22 protein-coding genes are annotated in these 18,193 nt (G+C 47.4%); 11 read left to right on the top strand and 11 right to left on the bottom strand.

Annotated features, from left to right (window positions below; genetic code table 11):
• Positions 1 to 71: 71 nt before the first annotated feature.
• The 5 genes from IQ294_RS10465 to IQ294_RS10445 all read right to left on the bottom strand — a co-directional run bounded on the left by IQ294_RS10465 (position 72) and on the right by IQ294_RS10445 (position 4,240).
• Positions 72 to 1,607 (bottom strand): solute symporter family protein, encoded by a 1,536-nt coding sequence (locus tag IQ294_RS10465; protein ID WP_203333994.1) that lies wholly within the window; start codon positions 1,605 to 1,607, stop codon positions 72 to 74.
• Entirely contained in the window at positions 1,604 to 2,011 is a 408-nt protein-coding gene (locus tag IQ294_RS10460; protein WP_203333993.1) for a DUF485 domain-containing protein, read from the bottom strand. The genes IQ294_RS10465 and IQ294_RS10460 overlap by 4 nt, the downstream gene beginning before the upstream one ends.
• Positions 2,012 to 2,198: 187 nt before the next feature.
• The gene (locus IQ294_RS10455) at positions 2,199 to 2,951 is read right to left on the bottom strand and encodes an ABC transporter permease (RefSeq protein WP_203333992.1); all 753 of its coding nucleotides are present in this window, start codon (positions 2,949 to 2,951) and stop codon (positions 2,199 to 2,201) included.
• Positions 2,948 to 3,679 carry an ABC transporter ATP-binding protein gene (locus tag IQ294_RS10450; protein WP_203333991.1) on the bottom strand — a complete coding sequence of 244 codons (732 nt, stop codon included), beginning with the start codon at positions 3,677 to 3,679 and terminating at the stop codon, positions 2,948 to 2,950. Before IQ294_RS10450 ends, IQ294_RS10455 begins: the two co-directional genes overlap by 4 nt.
• A gap of 63 nt (positions 3,680 to 3,742) precedes the next feature.
• Positions 3,743 to 4,240, bottom strand: a complete 498-nt coding sequence (locus IQ294_RS10445; RefSeq protein WP_203333990.1) for a ferritin — start codon at positions 4,238 to 4,240, stop codon at positions 3,743 to 3,745.
• A 684-nt stretch (positions 4,241 to 4,924) separates the two neighbouring features.
• Between IQ294_RS10445 and IQ294_RS10440 the strand changes: the two genes are divergently transcribed.
• Genes IQ294_RS10440 through IQ294_RS10430 form a run of 3 tightly spaced genes read left to right on the top strand, consistent with a single transcriptional unit; the run spans position 4,925 to position 7,341 of the window.
• A complete protein-coding gene (locus tag IQ294_RS10440) occupies positions 4,925 to 5,683 on the top strand; it encodes a GTP cyclohydrolase II (RefSeq protein ID WP_203333989.1) in 759 nt (252 codons plus the stop codon).
• Positions 5,670 to 6,788 (top strand): bifunctional diaminohydroxyphosphoribosylaminopyrimidine deaminase/5-amino-6-(5-phosphoribosylamino)uracil reductase RibD, encoded by a 1,119-nt coding sequence (gene ribD, locus IQ294_RS10435; RefSeq protein WP_203333988.1) that lies wholly within the window; start codon positions 5,670 to 5,672, stop codon positions 6,786 to 6,788. Before IQ294_RS10440 ends, ribD begins: the two co-directional genes overlap by 14 nt.
• Positions 6,772 to 7,341: a 5' nucleotidase, NT5C type gene (locus IQ294_RS10430; RefSeq protein WP_203333987.1), complete on the top strand. Its 570-nt coding sequence runs from the start codon at positions 6,772 to 6,774 to the stop codon at positions 7,339 to 7,341. Before ribD ends, IQ294_RS10430 begins: the two co-directional genes overlap by 17 nt.
• A gap of 56 nt (positions 7,342 to 7,397) precedes the next feature.
• On the opposite strand, the gene IQ294_RS10425 is transcribed toward IQ294_RS10430, so the two are convergent.
• Positions 7,398 to 7,574, bottom strand: a complete 177-nt coding sequence (locus IQ294_RS10425; protein WP_203333986.1) for a hypothetical protein — start codon at positions 7,572 to 7,574, stop codon at positions 7,398 to 7,400.
• Between the two features lie 66 nt (positions 7,575 to 7,640).
• Complete coding sequence (locus IQ294_RS10420; RefSeq protein ID WP_203333985.1) at positions 7,641 to 7,940, bottom strand: hypothetical protein; 300 nt, start codon at positions 7,938 to 7,940, stop codon at positions 7,641 to 7,643.
• 103 nt (positions 7,941 to 8,043) lie between these two features.
• Here IQ294_RS10420 and IQ294_RS10415 point away from each other — a divergent pair, with 103 nt between their 5' ends.
• Positions 8,044 to 8,826: a YwaF family protein gene (locus IQ294_RS10415; protein ID WP_238942774.1), complete on the top strand. Its 783-nt coding sequence runs from the start codon at positions 8,044 to 8,046 to the stop codon at positions 8,824 to 8,826.
• Between the two features lie 15 nt (positions 8,827 to 8,841).
• Here the strand turns inward: IQ294_RS10415 and IQ294_RS10410 are convergent, their stop codons facing one another.
• Positions 8,842 to 9,750, bottom strand: coding sequence for an NAD(P)/FAD-dependent oxidoreductase (locus IQ294_RS10410; RefSeq protein ID WP_203333984.1), 909 nt, complete (start codon positions 9,748 to 9,750; stop codon positions 8,842 to 8,844).
• 122 nt (positions 9,751 to 9,872) lie between these two features.
• Complete coding sequence (gene hisC, locus IQ294_RS10405; RefSeq protein WP_203333983.1) at positions 9,873 to 10,982, bottom strand: histidinol-phosphate transaminase; 1,110 nt, start codon at positions 10,980 to 10,982, stop codon at positions 9,873 to 9,875.
• A gap of 151 nt (positions 10,983 to 11,133) precedes the next feature.
• Here hisC and IQ294_RS10400 point away from each other — a divergent pair, with 151 nt between their 5' ends.
• On the top strand, positions 11,134 to 11,868 hold the full coding sequence (locus IQ294_RS10400; protein ID WP_203333982.1) for a SurA N-terminal domain-containing protein: 735 nt from the start codon (positions 11,134 to 11,136) through the stop codon (positions 11,866 to 11,868).
• A gap of 44 nt (positions 11,869 to 11,912) precedes the next feature.
• Here the strand turns inward: IQ294_RS10400 and IQ294_RS10395 are convergent, their stop codons facing one another.
• Complete coding sequence (locus tag IQ294_RS10395; RefSeq protein ID WP_203333981.1) at positions 11,913 to 12,197, bottom strand: DUF6509 family protein; 285 nt, start codon at positions 12,195 to 12,197, stop codon at positions 11,913 to 11,915.
• Between the two features lie 292 nt (positions 12,198 to 12,489).
• On the opposite strand from IQ294_RS10395, the gene IQ294_RS10390 reads away from it, so the two are divergent.
• The gene (locus IQ294_RS10390) at positions 12,490 to 13,137 is read left to right on the top strand and encodes an SDR family oxidoreductase (protein WP_203333980.1); all 648 of its coding nucleotides are present in this window, start codon (positions 12,490 to 12,492) and stop codon (positions 13,135 to 13,137) included.
• Positions 13,138 to 13,216: 79 nt separating this feature from the next.
• The gene (locus IQ294_RS10385; protein ID WP_203333979.1) at positions 13,217 to 13,597 is read left to right on the top strand and encodes a nucleotide excision repair endonuclease; all 381 of its coding nucleotides are present in this window, start codon (positions 13,217 to 13,219) and stop codon (positions 13,595 to 13,597) included.
• A gap of 79 nt (positions 13,598 to 13,676) precedes the next feature.
• Here the strand turns inward: IQ294_RS10385 and IQ294_RS10380 are convergent, their stop codons facing one another.
• A complete protein-coding gene (locus IQ294_RS10380) occupies positions 13,677 to 14,141 on the bottom strand; it encodes a GNAT family N-acetyltransferase (RefSeq protein WP_238942773.1) in 465 nt (154 codons plus the stop codon).
• Positions 14,142 to 14,206: 65 nt separating this feature from the next.
• Between IQ294_RS10380 and IQ294_RS10375 the strand changes: the two genes are divergently transcribed.
• The 4 genes from IQ294_RS10375 (at position 14,207) to IQ294_RS10360 (ending at position 18,187) form a co-directional block, all read left to right on the top strand.
• A complete protein-coding gene (locus IQ294_RS10375; protein ID WP_203333978.1) occupies positions 14,207 to 15,061 on the top strand; it encodes a dimethylarginine dimethylaminohydrolase family protein in 855 nt (284 codons plus the stop codon).
• A 150-nt stretch (positions 15,062 to 15,211) separates the two neighbouring features.
• The gene (locus IQ294_RS10370; protein WP_203333977.1) at positions 15,212 to 16,483 is read left to right on the top strand and encodes an ABC transporter substrate-binding protein; all 1,272 of its coding nucleotides are present in this window, start codon (positions 15,212 to 15,214) and stop codon (positions 16,481 to 16,483) included.
• A 4-nt stretch (positions 16,484 to 16,487) separates the two neighbouring features.
• The gene (locus IQ294_RS10365; protein WP_203333976.1) at positions 16,488 to 17,363 is read left to right on the top strand and encodes a carbohydrate ABC transporter permease; all 876 of its coding nucleotides are present in this window, start codon (positions 16,488 to 16,490) and stop codon (positions 17,361 to 17,363) included.
• 14 nt (positions 17,364 to 17,377) lie between these two features.
• Complete coding sequence (locus IQ294_RS10360) at positions 17,378 to 18,187, top strand: carbohydrate ABC transporter permease (protein ID WP_238942772.1); 810 nt, start codon at positions 17,378 to 17,380, stop codon at positions 18,185 to 18,187.
• Positions 18,188 to 18,193: the final 6 nt, after the last annotated feature.

Raw genomic sequence — 18,193 nt, 5'->3', positions numbered from 1 at the left:
CAATCGATTTGAAAAGCCTGCAAAAATAAAAACCCGGCAGTGGATCCGCCGGGTTTGAAACTTTATTCCATTTATAATTGCTTGAAGCCGCCTGTGTTGGCACGGACTTTGACTTCCGCAAATTGCTTGGCATTGACTTCTTTCGACAGGAGCGTACCCACAAATCCACCGATAAAGCCGAGCGGAATGGAGACGATTGCCGGATTCGTCAATGGGAAGAGCGGATTTCCAGTGAAGATGGCTGCTCCCGCTTCCGGGCTGATGACACTAGGACTTACCGAAACAAGCACCAATGCTGAGATCAGTCCCGTCAAGATGGCTGAAATTGCACCTGTCGTATTGAATTTTTTCCAGAAAATCGTATAGACGATAACCGGTAAATTCGCGCTTGCTGCGATACAGAAAGCGAGTGAGACAAGGAAAGCTACGTTCAAACTTTGTGCGAAAATCGCCAGGATGATGGAGAATACTGCTACTCCAACTGAAGCATAGCGTGCTGCCAACATCTGCTGGCGTTCTGTCGCTTTCCCTTTTTTGATGATTTGGCCATAAATATCATGTGCGAAAGCCGAAGCTCCCGACAGCACGAGACCCGCCACAACTGCAAGAATGGTTGCAAACGCCACAGCCGAGATGAACGACATGAGGATATCGCCGCCAAGTGCCTGGGCCAATAGCGGTGCCGCCATGTTTCCGGCAGGGTTTGTAGAAGTGATCAGGTCAGCACCGACGAATGCCGCTGCGCCGAATCCAAGGAAAATTGTCATCACGTAGAAAATACCGACGATCCATGTTGCCCACATAACTGAACTTCTTGCCGTTTTAGCATCCCGCACCGTGAAGAAACGCATCAGGATATGCGGAAGTCCCGCAGTACCCAGCACCAATGCAAGCATCAATGAAATCGTATCCAGTGGAATTTCATACCTCACACCCGGCTGCAGATACGCTTCTCCGTGCGGTGTAGCTGTTTTCATTTGTGTAAACATTTCAAAAATGTTGAAGTTGAAGTTCTTTAATACCAGGAAGGAGAGAATGACCGTCCCGACCATCAGCAGGACTGCTTTGATGATCTGCACCCAGCTCGTCGCCGTCATGCCTCCGAATAATACGTAGATCGTCATCATGATACCGACGAGGAGCACAGCCCATATGTATTCAATGCCGAACAGCAGCTGGATCAGGGCACCCGCTCCGACCAATTGGGCGATCATATAGAAGATAACGATGGTAATCGAGCTGAGTGCCGCAGCGCCCCGCACTTTCTTGGCATTAAAGCGGGCATTGATCATATCCGCCAGTGTGTATTTCCCAAGATTCCGAAGTGGTTCCGCTACGACGAACAGCACCACCAGATAAGCTACCAAATAGCCGATCGAAAACAGGAATCCATCAAAACCGAAGAGTGCGATCGATCCGGCAATCCCGAGGAACGATGCGGCGGATAAATAATCGCCCGCAATGGCCATACCGTTCTGCCAGCCTGTCAGTCCGCCTCCCGCTGTATAAAAATCACTCGCGGAATTTGTTCTCTTCGCCGCATAGTATGTAATTACCAGCGTCATCAATACAATGAACAAAAAGATAATAATTACCGTGGCATTCATCGGATATCCTCCTTGTCTTCATAACCGAATTCTTTCAGCGTCTCTTCTGCCATCTGGTCAAACTTCGCCGCCCGCTTCATGTAAACGGTTACAAGAATCCACGTCATGGCAAACAGTCCGAAAGCGAACACCCAGACCCAAGGGATGTCTCCCACAAAAGGTGCATCCAGCCAGTTGGTATAGGAAATCACTACATTGAAAAGCAGGTATAACCCCAGAAATAAGATCGTTGTGGGGATAAGGAATTGTTTCTTTTTCTTCATCAGGTCTTTAAAACTCTCCGAACGTTCAATCTCCTCAAAATCCGGAACATGCAGCGGGCCGCCTCTGTCCTGGGGATTTTTCGAAGCCTGTTCACGCTGAGCCGCCTTTTCCAGCGCCAATTCTTCAGCCGTTCTCGCCATGTTTCAACCTCCAATTAATTAAATATTTTTAATATAATGATAATTAAATCATTAACATACCGACCGGTCAATAAACTTCTTCAAGAAACTTGAAAAAAGTTCCTTTTTCATACATTTTATTTAATCTTTCTCTATTATGAGGACTTTCGACACCCACTGAAAAATAAAAAGCTGACCTTTTTTAAGGTCAGCTTTTGTGGATCAATTGCATTCTTTGATTGAATAAAGTCGGATACGACAGGAATCCGAGCATGACGCTCGTCACCGCGGCAGTCGTCAGCAGCAGGAACATGATCAGCAACTGGAACTGGACGGCCTGGATCGGATCCGCTCCGGCGATGATCTGCCCGCTCATCATCCCCGGCAATTGCACAAGCCCCACCGTCTTCTGGCTTTCGATGGTCGGAATCATGCTGGCTTTGATCGACGTGATCAATTGGCGGTGAATCGCCTGTTTCGGTGTCCCTCCGAGCGACAGCACCAATTCCGTTTGATCCTGTTGCGATTCGACTTCCGCCGTAAACCGGTTAAGGAATAAAATCGACAGCACCATCGAGTTGCCAATTACCATGCCGCTGATGGAAATGATGTATTGTGCCGTCGGCGGGGTAATATTGAGGCCGATCAGAATCCCCTGCGTCAACACTTCCACAAAAATCAGCGTCACTGCCACTTTCCAGGTGATGCCTCTGATCGACGCCCCTTTATTTCTTGCATTCTGTGTCGCCGCGACAATCATCAGCGTCACCATCAGGAAAATATAGAGAAGACTCTCTGAATCAAAAACAAATTTCAGGATAAAACCGACCAACAGCAGTTGGATGATCGACCGGACAGTCGCGATGATGGTGTCTCGTTCAAGCCCCAGGTTCAGTGTTTTCGACAGAGCCAGCGGAATCAGGACGAAAATCAGCGTAATGGATAATGTCAAATACGTCATTCCGCTCCCCCCTGTACAAACAATTTCACTCTGTCATGGACCGGGTCACGCAGCAAATCGCTCTCTCCTGTTTCAACCACTTCGCCGTCCATCAGCACCCATGTAAAATCCCCGATATCGAGTGCTTGCTGAAGATTATGCGTGATCCAAATGATGGTTGTTCCGAATTTCCGGTTGATCTGCGTGATCAATTCCTCCACTTCCTTTAAAGACGTGCGGTCGAGTGAAGACGTGATTTCATCCAGCAGCAGGATATCGGGTTTATTGACAAGCGTTCTGGCAATTGAAACTTTTTGCCGCTGGCCGCCTGACAGGTCCGCCACTTTCCGGTTCAGGTATTTCTCATCAAGGCCGACAGCCTGCAGCAAATTGACAGCGGCCTTTTCTCCGAGCTTGTTTCCCTGCAATTCCAGCGGCAACGACAAGTTATCATAAACTGTTCCGCTGACCATCGGCGCACTTTGCAACGCAATGCCGACTTTTCTTCTGAGCGCAACAGGTTCAAAACTGCCGATCGCCTGATCCTTTATGTAAATTTCACCGGAACCAGGAGACAGCAGGCCATTGCACAGTTTCAGCAAAGTCGTCTTGCCGGCACCGGAAGGCCCCACCAATGTCGTAATCCGCCCTTCAGGGAATGAACCCGTGATGTCCCGCAGAATCTGATCGTCCCCTATTGAATAATGCACATGTTTGAAATGGATAGCGGGTTTATAATCCATTGTCATCTCTTTTCCCTCCCTAACAGAAAAACAGCACACAGTCAGCCGTGTGCTGTTCCTTCGCAAATCTTATTCGTCCAGTTTTCTTTCAGCGAATTCATCGTCCATTTTCAGGAAGTATTCGCCGCCTTCTTCGATGCCTCTGACACGTGTAATAATATCGCGGAAAGTTTTTTCTTCTTCCATCTGTTCTTCTATAAACCAATCAAGGAAAGACAAAGTTGCATGTTCCTGGAGCTCATCAGCCAGCGTCACCAGCGCATAGATATTGCTCGTCACTTCTTTTTCCTGAGCCAGTGAACTTTCAAGCACATCGATGGCACTGACAAAATGGTTTTTCGGTTCAGCCAAACTTTGTAAAACCGGTTTTTCGTCCATCACTGTCAAATAATGATAGAACTTCATCGCGTGAAAATGCTCTTCCCGTGACTGCACCAGATAAAAGTTGGCAAATCCGTGATACCCTTTTTTCGAAAAATAAGCGGCCATGGCGGTATAAGCGTGAGCAGCCAGCAATTCATTGTTAAACTGATCGTTCAATGCGTTCGTAAGTTTTTCAGGTAACATCGACCATTCCTCCTTCTAGGTAAATTAAAGAAATAACATTTATATACCGCTTCGGCGCTTTGGACATTGCGAAGATTATGCTCCACCGCTGCGCTCGTCGCAAAGGTGACGCCATCTACGTTTGGCGTACCTTGGTTCCCACAATAAGCCGAGAAGAACACTCGTCTTCTGCACCACTCGGCATTCGCCTGCTCCTGAGCCGCGCCTTTGCTTGGGTCCACTACTGGAGTTGAAGTGAAGCAGCCAAGACTCAAACAATCTCAGCGTAGCGTTGAGCACCCACTCGGACGAAGGTCCGAGTTCGCTTATGAAAACCACTTCAGCACGAGAAGAATTTCTTAGATATGGAGCAAAACAGCGAAGACTTAGCCTCGCGAGCGTCGGCTAATGTCTTCGGTGCTGTTTTGCGGAATATCGACTACTGTAAAGAATTTAGGTCAGCTTATACAGTTAATAATTATTCTAATGTAGACAATATAACACATCTTCAATTAGATTTAAAGTAATTGAGAATCGTTATTTTTAAATGATAATAATAATCATTTAAAACAATGGATAATCCTCTTTAATCAATAATCATTATCATTTACTAAAAATATTCACCCAATCTGATTCTATTTACTTACTTTTAGTAACCGATTGTAGTACCATAACTTTATTATAGTTTTTATGGGGGAATTCTGAATGACGGCAATGAAATTGGAACCGCAGGTATTTGCGGTATTAAAAGATAAAATACAAATGATCAAATTAACGGAAGGAGCCATCTATCTTGTGGGACCGATAAAACTTCCGGTCAATCTGGATGGGGATACGATCATCTTCGATTGGTATTGCTGGCTCAACCTTGATGAAGTGACCGAGGATTACGAGCAGATCATCGAAAAGCTTTCTTCTGCCAACCTGGCGGAATACCAGCAGTCGAGCGTTCTGGTATATGGAGATTTCAAAAACACGGAAGATGCATTGATTCGCATGCATTCGATTTGCCATACCGGAGACATCTTCGGCAGCAAACGCTGTGATTGCGGTTTCCAATTGAAGCAATCCATGAAACGCATTGCCCAGCACGGCAGCGGCGCGCTTTTCTATCTGGCGAATCACGAAGGCCGCGGCATCGGCCTGTTCAGCAAAGCGATGGCTTATGTCCTGCAGGAAAATGGCTACGATACCGTCGAAGCCAATGAAAGCCTCGGTTTTGTCGATGATTCCAGAAGCTACGATGATGCCATCGCCGTCCTTCGCGCATTGCGCACAAAACCGGTGACCTTAATGACGAACAATCCGAAAAAAGTCGCTGCCATTGAAAAAGCCGGCCTCGCGATCGCCGAACGCACGTCACTGTGGGGAGATGAATCCGAATATAATTCCGCCTACCTTGATACGAAAGTAAAACGGTCGGGCCATATAAAAGAGGAGGATCCGCTCCATGCCAAGTCATGAATTCTATATGGACCTCGCGTTGAACAATGCGCGGGCGATGAAAGGCCAGACCGATCCGAATCCTCTCGTGGGCTCGGTAATCGTCAACCGCAACCGGATCGTCGGTGTCGGCACCCATTTGAAAGCGGGTGAACCCCACGCTGAAGTGCATGCACTCCGAATGGCGGGAGAGGCGGCTCGCGGCGGCACGATTTATGTAACGCTGGAACCCTGCTCCCACTTTGGGCGCACAGGCCCCTGCGCGCAGGCAATCATTGATGCGGGATTGGAACAAGTGGTGGTAGCCGCACTGGATCCGAATCCACTCGTTGCCGGCAATGGCATCAAGATGCTGGAAGACGCCGGCATCCGTGTAATAACGGGCATCCGTGAACAGGAATCATTGAAGATGAACGAAGTATTCAATAAATTCATCACCACAAAAACACCCTTTGTCACTTTGAAATCGGCTTCTACGCTCGACGGCAAAATCGCGACCCATGCACTCGACAGCAAATGGATCACATCAGCTGATGCGCGCCGGGATGTCCACGAGTTGAGAAGCGAACATGCAGCAATTCTTGCCGGCGTCGGCACCGTGATCGAAGATGATCCTGAATTGACGGCACGCATCCCGAACGGCCGCAACCCGATCCGCGTCATCATGGATTCTTCACTGCGGCTGCCCCTGGATGCCAAAGTCGTTGTCGACGGCGCTGCTCCCACCTGGATTTTCACGAGCCGTACATATGATCAGGCGAAAAAGGAACAGCTTGAACAGGCGGGAATCCGTGTGTTCGAAACGGGCGGCGAAAACCGGACCGATGTAAATGACATGATGCACATACTCGGCGAAGAAAATGTCTCCAGCCTGTTCATCGAAGGCGGTGGCACCGTCAACGCTGCATTTCTTGAAAATCAGCTGATCGATAAAGTCGTCCTCTACTTTGCCCCTAAACTTGTCGGCGGAAAAAATGCCCCGACATTCCTGGAAGGACTTGGATTCGGCTTGATGAAAGATGCCATCGATTTAACGGATGGTGAATTTACGAAAATCGGAAAAGACTTTAAATTTACCGGTTATCCTGAAAAGCGAGGAATCTCAACAGATGAAATTCGGATTTGATATAGACGACACCCTGATTAATTTGCGGGAATATGCTTTCCATCATTATAATGAACAACTTGGCCGGAACGTGCCGGTCGATTCCTTCCATGCATTGAACCGCGTGGAAATCCACGAAGTGTTCGGCATGACCGACGAAGAAGGCAAAGCCATGTGGAACAGTTCGCTCAATGCCATTTACTATACAGACTGCCCGACTTATCCAGGTGCGGTTGAAGTGCTGCAGCAATTGGATGCCGACGGGCATGAAATCTATTACATCACTGCGCGTTCAGCAGCTCACGGCGAAGGTACGAAGAATTGGCTGAAAAAGCAGGGCTTCCCTGTCCGCGACAATCATTTCTATTGCGGCATGAAAGATGAAGAGAAAGTGAAGATCATCGAAGACCTTGACCTTGATTATTATTTCGACGATAAGCCGGAAGTGCTGGAAACCCTGGCCCGTGATGGATTGAATGTCATTGTCAGAGACCAGTCCTACAACCGGCATATGGACCTTCCCCGCTTCAGCGACTGGAACGAATTGCATGAACTGATCAGGAAAAGCTTATAAAAAACCAAAAGAACCGGCCTGGATTTCAGGCCGGTTCTTTTATGAAAACAGCTGTTTCAGGAAACCCTTTCTTCGGGCGGCAAGGTTTCAAACACCACTAAAGCAAGTGTGGCAATCGGCCCCATCAATAATGACAGCAAAAACCAGTTAATCCCGCTCCGGTTCTTCCCTTGCGCTATCCCGGCATTGATCAATGCAAGCGTCCCCCAGCCAACATAATATTCATTCCCCATTTTCTCTGCCCCCTTTTTTATAAATTTTACCATATAAAAAAGAAGACGGAATTCGCACCGGCTTCTTCAGTAATTGATATTTTTCAGTTTCTTGAAGGTCGAGACGAACCCTTTTGGATCCATTTCCACTTTATAAGTAATGACTCCCCTATGTGTATGAAGATACAGCAAATTTCCTTCGTCCGAAAAAGTTTTATAGGAAATATCCCATACATTCGTCAAATTGAATTTGGTCGTGGAGGCGACAAGTTGATCTTCATATAAATGAAGATCATGCTCTGTTTTGATGATTTTCATCTCACCGGCTTCTATGGAACGTTCCGTATTGACGCAAGTGATGGTGGACAATAAATTCGAATGCGCCATTCCGGCACCTCCTTCGGTTCTTTTATAGCAGTCTACCGTATTTCCAAGCCAGATGGCAACCGATGCGGGCTGCAAAAAGGAGATGGACGACAGGAGGAGATGGATGTTACAATTTTCTAACAAATCACTTTCCGGGAGAGGGTCATGGCGGATGGACAGCTGGTTCGGTTTAACATCGCAGCATTATTTCACCCCTTTTTCAGCGAGTCATCTGATTGTCCTGGGATCAGCCCTGTCCGGAATTTTCCTGCTGATTTTGTTCAGAAAGCGGTTGAGCCGGGGATCCCGAATGTTCACTCCTGTGCGCTGGACGCTGTTCTCTATTCTTTTAGCCTGTGAAATTACGTATCAATATTGGACGATCTCCAACGGAATCTGGAACTTCGCCAGCCACGTCCCCCTTCATCTATGCGGGATGGCTTCAATTACAGCCATGACCGGATTGGTGACGCTGAATAGGCATTGGATCCAAATTTCGTTTTTCATCGGCATCGTGCCTTCTTTTCTTGCCTTGGTCACACCGGATATGCCTTACGACTATCAGCATTACCGCTTCTGGATGTTTTTCATCCAGCATACCGCCATTCCCTGGGCCAGCCTTTTTATGGCTGGATCCAAACCGGAAACCATTACGCTGCATTCAGTTTTTAAGGTATTTTTGCTGCTCGTCGCTTATGCGCTTATTGTCGGCTTTCTCATAAATCCGCTCACCGGCGCCAATTACCTTTACTTATCCCAGCTTCCAACCGCTGATACCCTGCTGAGCTTTTTCGGAGATGGCGTCTGGTATTACCTGAACCTTGGAATCACCGCCCTGCTGATTTTCCTGCTGCAGTTTTTCTTGTGGAACCGCTACATAATAAGACGTCAAAAAAGACTGCCGTAACGGCAGTCTTTTAGTTTATTCCGTATCAAAGTATTCGTTCGTCAGGTCTCCGTTAACACCGATGCCCGCTGCACTCCCTTCCCCTGCTGCAATAACCAGCTGGGACGGGACGATAAGTGAAGCGTCTCCCGCCGCATAGACATTCCAGACATTTGTGCGGCCGTATGCATCGGTCAGGATCCCCCCGTGGTCATTCAGCTTGCAGCCCAATTGCTTCGCAAAAGGAGTCGAATGGCTCCATAGCGGCGTCGTAAACCCTCCGACGCGGTCAACGAGTGTACCATCTTCAAGTCTAACGCTACGTAACTGTCCACTTTCGCCTTCCAACCCATCAATGATATCTTCATAAACCCTAATTCCTTTTGACTCCAATTTGGCTTTTTCACCTTCTTCCAACCTGCCGATCCCATTTGTGAACACGGCAAGATCCTTGCTCCAGGTATATACTTTCTTAGCCAGATCATACACCATTTTATCGGCGATGATGGCCAGAGGCTGATGCTGAAGTTCCCAGCCGTCGCAGTAAGGACAGCTGAACAGGCTCGTGCCATAGAACTTTTCAATATCCGGGATATTGGGCAATTCCTCTTTCAGCCCCGCAGCAATAATGAGCTTGATGCTGTGAAAAGTTTCTCCATCATCCGTGTCCAATCGGTAATGGCTTTCAGAAATGCGTTCAATATTGATGATCTGGTTCTTCTTTAACTGAACGCAATCATATTTCGCCACGTCTTTCCGTCCGAGTTTCTTCAGTTCTGCCGGCTGGATGCCATCCCGTGTCAAGAAGCCGTGTGCTTCCCTCGTCACTAAATTCCTTCCTTCATCGTCGTCAAACAGCAAGGTATTCCGCTTCGAGCGGCCAAGCACCAATGCAGCGCTCAGCCCTGCCGGCCCGCCGCCTATAATGGCACAATCATAGATCATCCTTTTCACCTCTTCCAATCTCCGCTTATCCTTTTCCGGTGGCTTTTCCCGTTCCTCCCAAGCCATAAACGTTCTATGCAAAAATAAAGCCGATTCCCGTGTATCCGGGAATCGGCTGGTGTTTACGTTAATGGTGTTAAAACTTCTGTCAGTGCGTGGATGAAAAATTCATTTTCCTCATCAGTTCCGATTGTCACACGGATATGTTCAGGCAAGCCCCAAATTTTCCCGTAGCGCACAATAATCCCTTTTTTCATCAGCTGCTGGTAAATTTCTTCCCCGTTCCCGCCAATTTGGACCAGGATAAAGTTCGCTGTCGTTTCAGTATAGGACAAGCCCAGCTTTTCGAAACTTCTGTAAAGGAACTCGCGCCCTTTTTTATTGGCATTGAAAGAAGCCGAGACATGCTCGTCGTCCTTGATAGCCGCCGATGCTGCGATTTGCGCCAGCGTGTTGACGTTGAATGGCTCTTTCACTTTCAGGATCGATTTGATGATCCCTTCCGATGCAAGACCGAAACCGATCCGTACACCGGCGATTCCGTAGATTTTAGAGAATGTCTGCAATGCGATCACGGGATGTCCGGATTTTACGAATTCAAGGCCATTCGTATAATCTTCCTTATCGGCAAACTGGCTGTAAGCCCCGTCAAATACTACAAGGACATCGTTCAGCCCTGCCAATAACTGCGACATCTGCTGGCTCGTGATATACGTGCCGGTCGGGTTATTCGGCGAACAGATATAAACGATTTTCGTTTTATCGGTAACGGCTTCCAGGATTTTTTCTGCATTATACTGGAATCCTTCATCGAAAGGCACTTGCTTGACAGTGGCACCCATGATGTGGGCACCGAAATCATATTCGCTGAATGACGGCGCAGGCACGATGATTTCATCCCCCGCTTCAAGGAACGCTTCTGAAATGAGCGTAATCAATTCATCAGCGCCGTTGGTCGTGATGACCTGCTGTTTTTCAACGCCGTATTGTTCTGCAATTGCCTGCCTCAATACGCTCGCGTCAGCATCCGGATAACGGTTCAGGTCGGCCAGGCTCTCCTGAATGGCCTTTACCGCTTTCGGAGATGGTCCGAGCGGGTTTTCATTGGATGCCATTTTGATGACACGCTCAAGACCCAATTCCTTCTGCACTTCCCATATCGGCTTGCCTGGTGAATACGGCTGAATCACATCAAGTGTTTTGCGGGTTTTAATATTGCTGCTTTTCGTCATTCGAATTCCTCCATGATCGTATTGTAAATTGCATCTAATAATTATTTCATCATACCATCTTTTTGCTTGTCCGATAATACAGAAGTATTTGTAACCTTCGCACAAATGTGGTTTACTTTAACGAGAACCATTGGAAGAGGAGAATTTTACGATGTTGAAAAATAAATTATTGGTACTGCCCATATCCCTGCTGTTGTTGCTGGGAGCTTGTTCGGATAATGAAAATGCGGAAACACCGGAAGAAACACCGGCTGAAACAGAAGCAGCTGCTGAAAATGCAGCCGATGCACCGAAAACAGAGCTTGATCTGCCGGCAGGTGAAGATGTGGTCGTCATAGTAAATGGAGAAGAGATCAACGGCACTGTCTACAATAGTGTGGCCCGCCAACTGGAAAGCTCACTGGCGACCCAAGGGAAAAAAGTCTCTGATCCTGAAGTTGCCGAACAGGTGAAAGAGCAGGCAATCTCGGTGATTACAGGCAATAAACTGATTATCCAGGATGCAATCGAAAAAGGACATACAGCAGATGAAAAGGAATTGGAACAGCGTGTGGAAGAATTGAAAAACCAGTTTGAAAACGAAGAGCAGATGAATATCGCGCTGCAAAGAATCGGATTTACGCTGGAAGATATGGAACAGCAATTCCGTGAGCAATTGATCTATGCAAGTTATTTGGAAGATGAGATCGAAGCCGCTGAAGTGACGGAAGAAGAGATGAAAGATTCCTATCAGGGCTACGTGGATTCCACGGAAGGCGAATCACCGGAATTCGAGGAAATGAAGCCGATGATCGAGAAATCACTGGAAGAGCGCAATGTCCAGCAGGCTGTCTATGACCGTATTGCAGAATTGCGCGAAGCGGCTGAGATTGACGTGAAAATCTAAGTGAACGAAAAAAGCTCCAGCCACATAAAGGCTGGAGCTTTTTCTTATAGAGACAATTTTTCGCGGCAATATGCCTGTACATCCGCTTCTTCGTCTTCTTCAAGCGCGAATTCCAATGCCTGGCCAGTTTGCTTGTCCATGAAATTATAATGGGCGATACGTGCTCCATTGTCGTCAGCAGCCATAATGACACGCAGATCCAAACCTGCTTCAGTATAAAGCTCATCGTCTTCATCAACTTCGACCGTCAATAAAAACTCGTACCGGTCACTCTCCATTATTCCTGTTGGATCATTGATTTTGTGAAATGTAAAATCTTTAATTTCCATATGGTCCACCTCCGTCTTGTCTCTATTCTAGCTTGTTTTTGAGGTTTTTGACAGCTTTAAGCGAAACGTTGAAACTCCGCCCTGCCTTTCTGCCGGTTTTATTGTTTATCTGCAGGCCAACAGGGAATAATAGTAAAATCATGATAAAGAGAAACTTCATTCAGCGGGATTTTCTGTATCCCACTGAATGTTAGCTGATCTAATCGGATTTTCACGGTCTGTTGACCTCCCCCTTGAAGAAGCGGGAGTCTTACTACCCGTTGATACGGGATTAAAAAGGAGCGATTTTTCTATGGATGTTTTAGTAATCGGAGCAAATGGACAAGTTGGACGAAATATTGTAAAAGAGTTGGCGGCCCAAAACCATAAGGCGGTGGCCATGGTGCGAAAAGAGGAACAAAAAGCGAAGCTGGAAGAACTCGGTGCTTCAAAAGTTGTTCTGGCTGATTTGGAAGAAGATTTCAGCGATGCTTTCGACAACGTCGACGCTGTTATTTTCGCAGCAGGGTCGGGGCCGAAAACCGGTCCGGATAAAACGCTCACCATCGATTTATGGGGTTCTGTAAAAGCGGCGAAATACGCGGAAGAAAAAGGCGTGAAGCGTTTCGTGCAACTCGGGTCGATGGGCTCTGACAATCCGGATGCAGGCGGAGAAGAGATGAAACCTTATCTTGTCGCGAAACGGACAGCGGATGAAATGCTGCAATCCACAAATCTCAATTATACCATCGTCCGACCGGGTGCTTTGACGGATGAAGACAAAACCGGAAAAGTTGAAGTCTCTGCACAAGGCTTCTCATCGATGGAAGGCCGTTCGATTCCCCGCGCTGATGTAGCGAATGTACTCGTCAATGTGCTTGAAAGGGAAAATACGTACGGCAAGGTATTTGAAATCCTGCAAGGTGAAGAAGATGCTGAAAACCAGCTGGGCACCCTCTGATAAAGCGGTTTGGGAGCGGATGGATTTCCGCTCTCTTTTATGTTAAAATAAGCATTACGATAATAGAGGACGTGATAACATGATCAATATCCAACCACCAAAAGCGGATGTGACGATTACACAGCGCAAACAGGAAATTACAGGCGACGAAGCAGTCATCAAACCTTTATACGGTTTTATCGACCTTCACGAGATCCCGCGCGATAAAGGCGGCATCATCCAATTCTTCAACCACAGCGGCGAATTGCTGTTTGTCGGCAAAGCCCGCAAGCTGCGCCAGCGCGTGAAAAAGCATTTCGAAGACAATGTCTCACCGCTTAAAAACCACCGTGACGAAGTTCACCGCATCACAGTATCCATTGTGGAAGACCCGATGGAACGTGAAATTTACGAAACCTATTTGATTAACGCCCATAAAGCGAAATACAATGTGGATAAAGTCTTCTATAAAGAAGATTAATATGAAAAAAGGACACCCCCGGGTGTCCTTTTTTCATATTCAAAGTGTCCACCCTATTTTTCAATCCGTCAATCGCTTCTCAAAATAATGCTGGCTGTGGCCGGCCGGATGGTCTTCGATTCTGCCGAATTCCCGGAACCCCCTGCTTGCGGTAAAAATCAGGCGCCTGGAAGCTGAAAGTATCCACCGTCATCAGCCTGCATTCCAATTCGCGTGCGTATCGTTCCGCCTTCCCCACCAAGCGGGATGCGATGCCGCTTCCCCGCTGGGCCGGGTCGACCCATAGAAAATCGATGTGGAGCTGCTGCCAATAATATGTACAGGTAATTCCTCCAATGACCCCGTCTTCATCATCCCTGGCGATGAAGCTGATATTGCCATAAGGCCTGTCTTGCAGCTCTGGAAGATTTTTTCTGTTATGTTCCACCACTTTTTGTCTGATCAGATCTCTGTCTTCCTGAATTTCCTGCTGGATGATTTTCATGCTGCCAATCCCCTTCCATTGCTCTTTTGCCATTTCTCTTCCCATCATCCCACTTTTCATGTTTTAACACATCCCATTTGAGGGAATAACTTCATTACCAAGTAGAATTTTTGGAGGAACCGACTATGACAGCATTTACAAAATCATCATCAGCCCGCTGCAGGAGCGAGTACGATTCGCTGCGCCGCGTGTTATTATGCCCACCGGAATATATGGAAATTAAAGACGTTATAAATGATGTGCAGAAAAGATATCTGGAAGAGAATATCGATACGGAAAAAGCGATGCGGCAGCATACGGAATTCATCCAGGCTTTGCAGCGTGAAGGTGTGGAAACTGACTTGCTGAATCCTTCTGAAACTTTTCCTGAACAGGTTTTTACAAGAGATATCGGTTTTACAGTCGGTGAAACTGTCTATATCGCCGAAATGGCTTCGGAAATCCGCCAGGGCGAAGAAAATGTATTGCAGAAATGGCTGAAGCACAATAAATTCCAGTCAGCGACGCTCGGCTGCAACCGGGTTGAAGGCGGCGATGTCCTCGTCGACCAGGACACGGTTTTTGTCGGTGTCAGCAGCCGGACAAGTGAAAAAGCGATTGAAGAATTGCAGCAGAAACTGCCGGATTACATGGTCATCCCGATTTCATTCAACGAAAAATACCTTCATCTGGATTGCGTTTTCAATATTCTGTCCCCCACGGAAGCCCTGATTTACGAGGAGGCACTTGATCCGGACACGGTCGCTATGCTGTCCAAACGCTATACGCTCATACCTGTTGATGCAAAAGAACAATTTGCTCTCGGCACCAACGTCCTTTCGATCGGCAGACGGCGCGTTTTCAGCCAGCCTCAGAATGTTAATGTGAACTCCTTGCTCCGAGCTAATGATTTCCATGTCATCGAAGTGGATTTTTCTGAAATCATCAAGTCCGGCGGCGCATTCCGCTGCTGTACACTCCCTTTAATCAGGGAAGGATGAAGAAAAGAGCACAAGCCCATCAAGCTTGTGTTTTTTCATGTACATATTTCATTACTGCCAAAAACAAACATTCTAATTATTCTGTTATTTTGATCAAATTTACGGTATAACAATAGTAACGATACTTATTATGAAAAAGGAGGACTCCCCATGATCAGTAAAAAAAATTCATTCACGGCATTATCTCTCGCTTCTCTTCTTGCACTGGCAGGCTGCGCCGGTGAAAGTCCGGATGACAGCGGATCGGAAACAGACAGCGGTTCAGGTGACGGTACGCAAATCAGCTTTATCCATTGGCGCGGTGAAGACAAAGCGGTGTTCGATGATATTATTGCGCAATTTGAAGATGAATTCCCTGATATCGATGTCGAGATGAACATCTATCCATCTGAACAATATCAGGCGACCGGCCAGCGGATGCTGACGGATGGCTCAACGGGCGATGTATTCACTTCGTTCCCTGGTGCCCAGTTTGAAGCGATTGCGAGTGCCGGATTTTTTGAAGATCTCAGCGGTGAGGATTTCGTCGGAAATTTTGATGAGAACCTGATTACAGTCGGAGAGAAAGACGGCCAGCAATTGGCTCTGCCTTATCAGCTTGTATTCAATATGCCAGTCTATAACAAAGGCATGTTTGATGAACTTGGTCTGGAAGTCCCGAAAAGCTGGACAGAATTCCAGGAGATGGCCGATACTCTGCTTGAAAATGATATTGTCCCGATCGCCTTCCCGGGTGCCGATATCGGTCCGAACCAATTCATGAACAGCATGATGATGAATAATGCACCGGATGAAGACATTTTCACAAAACTGCAAAGTGGCGAGGAATCTTTGACCAACGAATGGTGGGTGAAAACACTGGAGGATTTCCAGCTTCTGGAGCAAAAAGGTTATATCCAGCCTGATGCCCTCGGTACCAGCCAGGACTCCGCCATGGCCATGGTAGCGAATGAGGAAGCGGCGATGCTTGCTACCGGCTCTTATCATATGGCGTCGCTGCTCGGTCTGAACCCGGACCTTGAACTTGATCTGATGGCGCCGATTACGGTCGAAGAAAGCGAAGCCCAATATGAAGGCATCAATACGGCTACGTTCATGCTGGCGGTGAACAGCAAATCCGAAAAGAAAGAGCAGGCAAAAGAGTTTATCCGATTCCTCAGCAGACCGGAAATCGCTTCACAATATGCCAATGAAACCGGACAGCACTTGACAGTCAACGGTGTTGAATACGAATCGGAAGTGCTGCAGAACACCGCTTATTGGATTGATGAAAGAACAACCAGGTTCCAGCCCCGGTTCCTCATAACAAACGCACAGATTGAAGCAGCTGTTCTAAGTTCGATCGAAAATGTCCTTGGCGGAGCTGAACCGATGGAAGCAGCGGAAGAAGCCCAGCAGATCGTCGATGAAAACAGGGAATGACTGAATGAAGATTTCAAAGATGATCTATCTGTTCTTTATACCGGGGCTGCTTCTCTACAGCATCTTTTTCATCTATCCCACCATCAGTGCCCTGTTTTATTCGTTCACTGACTGGGACGGGCTGAGCGATGCTTATCAATTTGTAGGAACCGGAAATTACGAACGCGCATTGACCGGTGATACCATATTCCGGAAAACAGTAGGGAATAACTTGAAATTCATGCTGGTCGTTGTTATTTTACAAACGATCGTGGCGCTGGCGTTCGCTTTGATTGTTTTGAAGAACACAAAAACCAACCTATTTCTGCGTGCGCTGTATTTTTTTCCGACGATCCTTTCTTCCGTCTCTGTCGCTTTTATCTGGTCGTTCATCTACGATCCGTCTCTCGGGATCCTGAACCAGATCCTTGAATTGCTCGGCCTTGATGTCCTGCGGCAAAATTGGCTCGGCAATGCCGATATCGCGATTTATTCGCTGGCCATCACGCAAGTCTGGTTCCATGCAGGACAGATGCTGATCATTTTCGTGGCGGGCCTTCAGGCGATTCCGGAAGACCTCTATGAAGTGGCTAAAATTGAAGGAGCCAGCAAATGGCAGACGTTCCGCAAAGTTACGTGGCCGCTGCTCGCCCCTTCCGCCACAATCGTCATCGCCTATACGACCATCCAGTCCTTTAAAGCATTTGACCTTGTGTTTGCCATGACTGGCGGCGGGCCCAACAACTCTACACAAATCATTGCCACGTATATTTTCGATGTGGCTTTCCGCAGCTATAATTTCGGCTATGCCAGCTCCATTTCCGTGCTGTTCATGATCATCATCGCGGCAATTACGTTCCTGCAGTTCAAAGCGCTGCGATCTGACCGCATATCTTATTAGAAGGAGGGGATTTTTTGCTATTCCGGAAATTTTCATTGATCATCTATGCCTTATTGATCCTGATTCCTCTGGTGATGGTCGCCCTCACTTCCCTGAAGACGCTGCAGGAAACATTCCGCGATCCTCTCGGGTTGCCTGATGACGGCTTCCAGTGGAGCAATTACAGTGCGATTTTCCAGGAACAGACGATGGCCGGCTATTTCATGAACAGCAGCATCGTGACGCTGTTCTCCGTGGTTCTTACCTTATTTTTCGCTTCCATGATCGCATTCGGCATCACCCGGATGAATAATTGGATCGGCAATCTGCTGTTCGGCTTGTTCACACTCGGAATGATGGTGCCTGCCCAGGTCAACATGGTGCCGCTTTATTCACTGATGCTGGATTTGGATCTGACAAACAGCCTGCTTGGCCTCATCCTTGTCAATATTGCCGTGACACTGCCGATCGCCGTCTTTATCCTGACCGGCTTCATGAAAACTTTGCCGAGGGAATTGTTTGAAGCGTCGACGATCGACGGCGCAGGAAACTGGCAGATCTATATGAAGATCGCCCTGCCGCTTTCACTGCCTTCACTGTCCGCGACAGCCATCTTCCTTTTCGTGATGCATTGGAATGATCTCTTGTATCCGCTGCTGTTCATCACGGATAATGCGTATAAAACATTGCCACTGGCCCTGCTCGAATTCCAGGGCGAGTATTCGACGAACTATCCGATGCTGTTTACGGGCGTCATCCTCGCTTCAGCGCCAATGGTTATCGCCTATGTCTTCCTGCAGCGTTTCTTCGTGGCAGGCATGACAGCCGGTGCAGTAAAAGGTTAACTTTTG

Origin of the sequence: Planococcus beigongshangi, from assembly GCF_016820495.1 — a bacterium.
In the GTDB taxonomy this organism is placed as follows: domain Bacteria; phylum Bacillota; class Bacilli; order Bacillales_A; family Planococcaceae; genus Planococcus; species Planococcus beigongshangi.
The sequence above is the reverse complement of the archived record's forward strand: the minus strand, read 5'-3'. Positions and strand labels throughout refer to the sequence as shown.

Excerpts from the sequence above, each read along its gene's own strand:
- IQ294_RS10465 (WP_203333994.1), bottom strand. The coding sequence starts at position 1,607 with ATGAATGCCACGGTAATTATTATCTTTTTGTTCATTGTATTGATGACG.
- IQ294_RS10460 (WP_203333993.1), bottom strand. The coding sequence starts at position 2,011 with ATGGCGAGAACGGCTGAAGAATTGGCGCTGGAAAAGGCGGCTCAGCGT.
- IQ294_RS10455 (WP_203333992.1), bottom strand. The coding sequence starts at position 2,951 with ATGACGTATTTGACATTATCCATTACGCTGATTTTCGTCCTGATTCCG.
- IQ294_RS10450 (WP_203333991.1), bottom strand. The coding sequence starts at position 3,679 with ATGACAATGGATTATAAACCCGCTATCCATTTCAAACATGTGCATTAT.
- IQ294_RS10445 (WP_203333990.1), bottom strand. The coding sequence starts at position 4,240 with ATGTTACCTGAAAAACTTACGAACGCATTGAACGATCAGTTTAACAAT.
- IQ294_RS10440 (WP_203333989.1), top strand. The coding sequence starts at position 4,925 with ATGACGGCAATGAAATTGGAACCGCAGGTATTTGCGGTATTAAAAGAT.
- ribD (WP_203333988.1), top strand. The coding sequence starts at position 5,670 with ATGCCAAGTCATGAATTCTATATGGACCTCGCGTTGAACAATGCGCGG.
- IQ294_RS10430 (WP_203333987.1), top strand. The coding sequence starts at position 6,772 with ATGAAATTCGGATTTGATATAGACGACACCCTGATTAATTTGCGGGAA.
- IQ294_RS10425 (WP_203333986.1), bottom strand. The coding sequence starts at position 7,574 with ATGGGGAATGAATATTATGTTGGCTGGGGGACGCTTGCATTGATCAAT.
- IQ294_RS10420 (WP_203333985.1), bottom strand. The coding sequence starts at position 7,940 with ATGGCGCATTCGAATTTATTGTCCACCATCACTTGCGTCAATACGGAA.
- IQ294_RS10415 (WP_238942774.1), top strand. The coding sequence starts at position 8,044 with ATGTTACAATTTTCTAACAAATCACTTTCCGGGAGAGGGTCATGGCGG.
- IQ294_RS10410 (WP_203333984.1), bottom strand. The coding sequence starts at position 9,750 with ATGATCTATGATTGTGCCATTATAGGCGGCGGGCCGGCAGGGCTGAGC.
- hisC (WP_203333983.1), bottom strand. The coding sequence starts at position 10,982 with ATGACGAAAAGCAGCAATATTAAAACCCGCAAAACACTTGATGTGATT.
- IQ294_RS10400 (WP_203333982.1), top strand. The coding sequence starts at position 11,134 with ATGTTGAAAAATAAATTATTGGTACTGCCCATATCCCTGCTGTTGTTG.
- IQ294_RS10395 (WP_203333981.1), bottom strand. The coding sequence starts at position 12,197 with ATGGAAATTAAAGATTTTACATTTCACAAAATCAATGATCCAACAGGA.
- IQ294_RS10390 (WP_203333980.1), top strand. The coding sequence starts at position 12,490 with ATGGATGTTTTAGTAATCGGAGCAAATGGACAAGTTGGACGAAATATT.
- IQ294_RS10385 (WP_203333979.1), top strand. The coding sequence starts at position 13,217 with ATGATCAATATCCAACCACCAAAAGCGGATGTGACGATTACACAGCGC.
- IQ294_RS10380 (WP_238942773.1), bottom strand. The coding sequence starts at position 14,141 with ATGAAAAGTGGGATGATGGGAAGAGAAATGGCAAAAGAGCAATGGAAG.
- IQ294_RS10375 (WP_203333978.1), top strand. The coding sequence starts at position 14,207 with ATGACAGCATTTACAAAATCATCATCAGCCCGCTGCAGGAGCGAGTAC.
- IQ294_RS10370 (WP_203333977.1), top strand. The coding sequence starts at position 15,212 with ATGATCAGTAAAAAAAATTCATTCACGGCATTATCTCTCGCTTCTCTT.
- IQ294_RS10365 (WP_203333976.1), top strand. The coding sequence starts at position 16,488 with ATGAAGATTTCAAAGATGATCTATCTGTTCTTTATACCGGGGCTGCTT.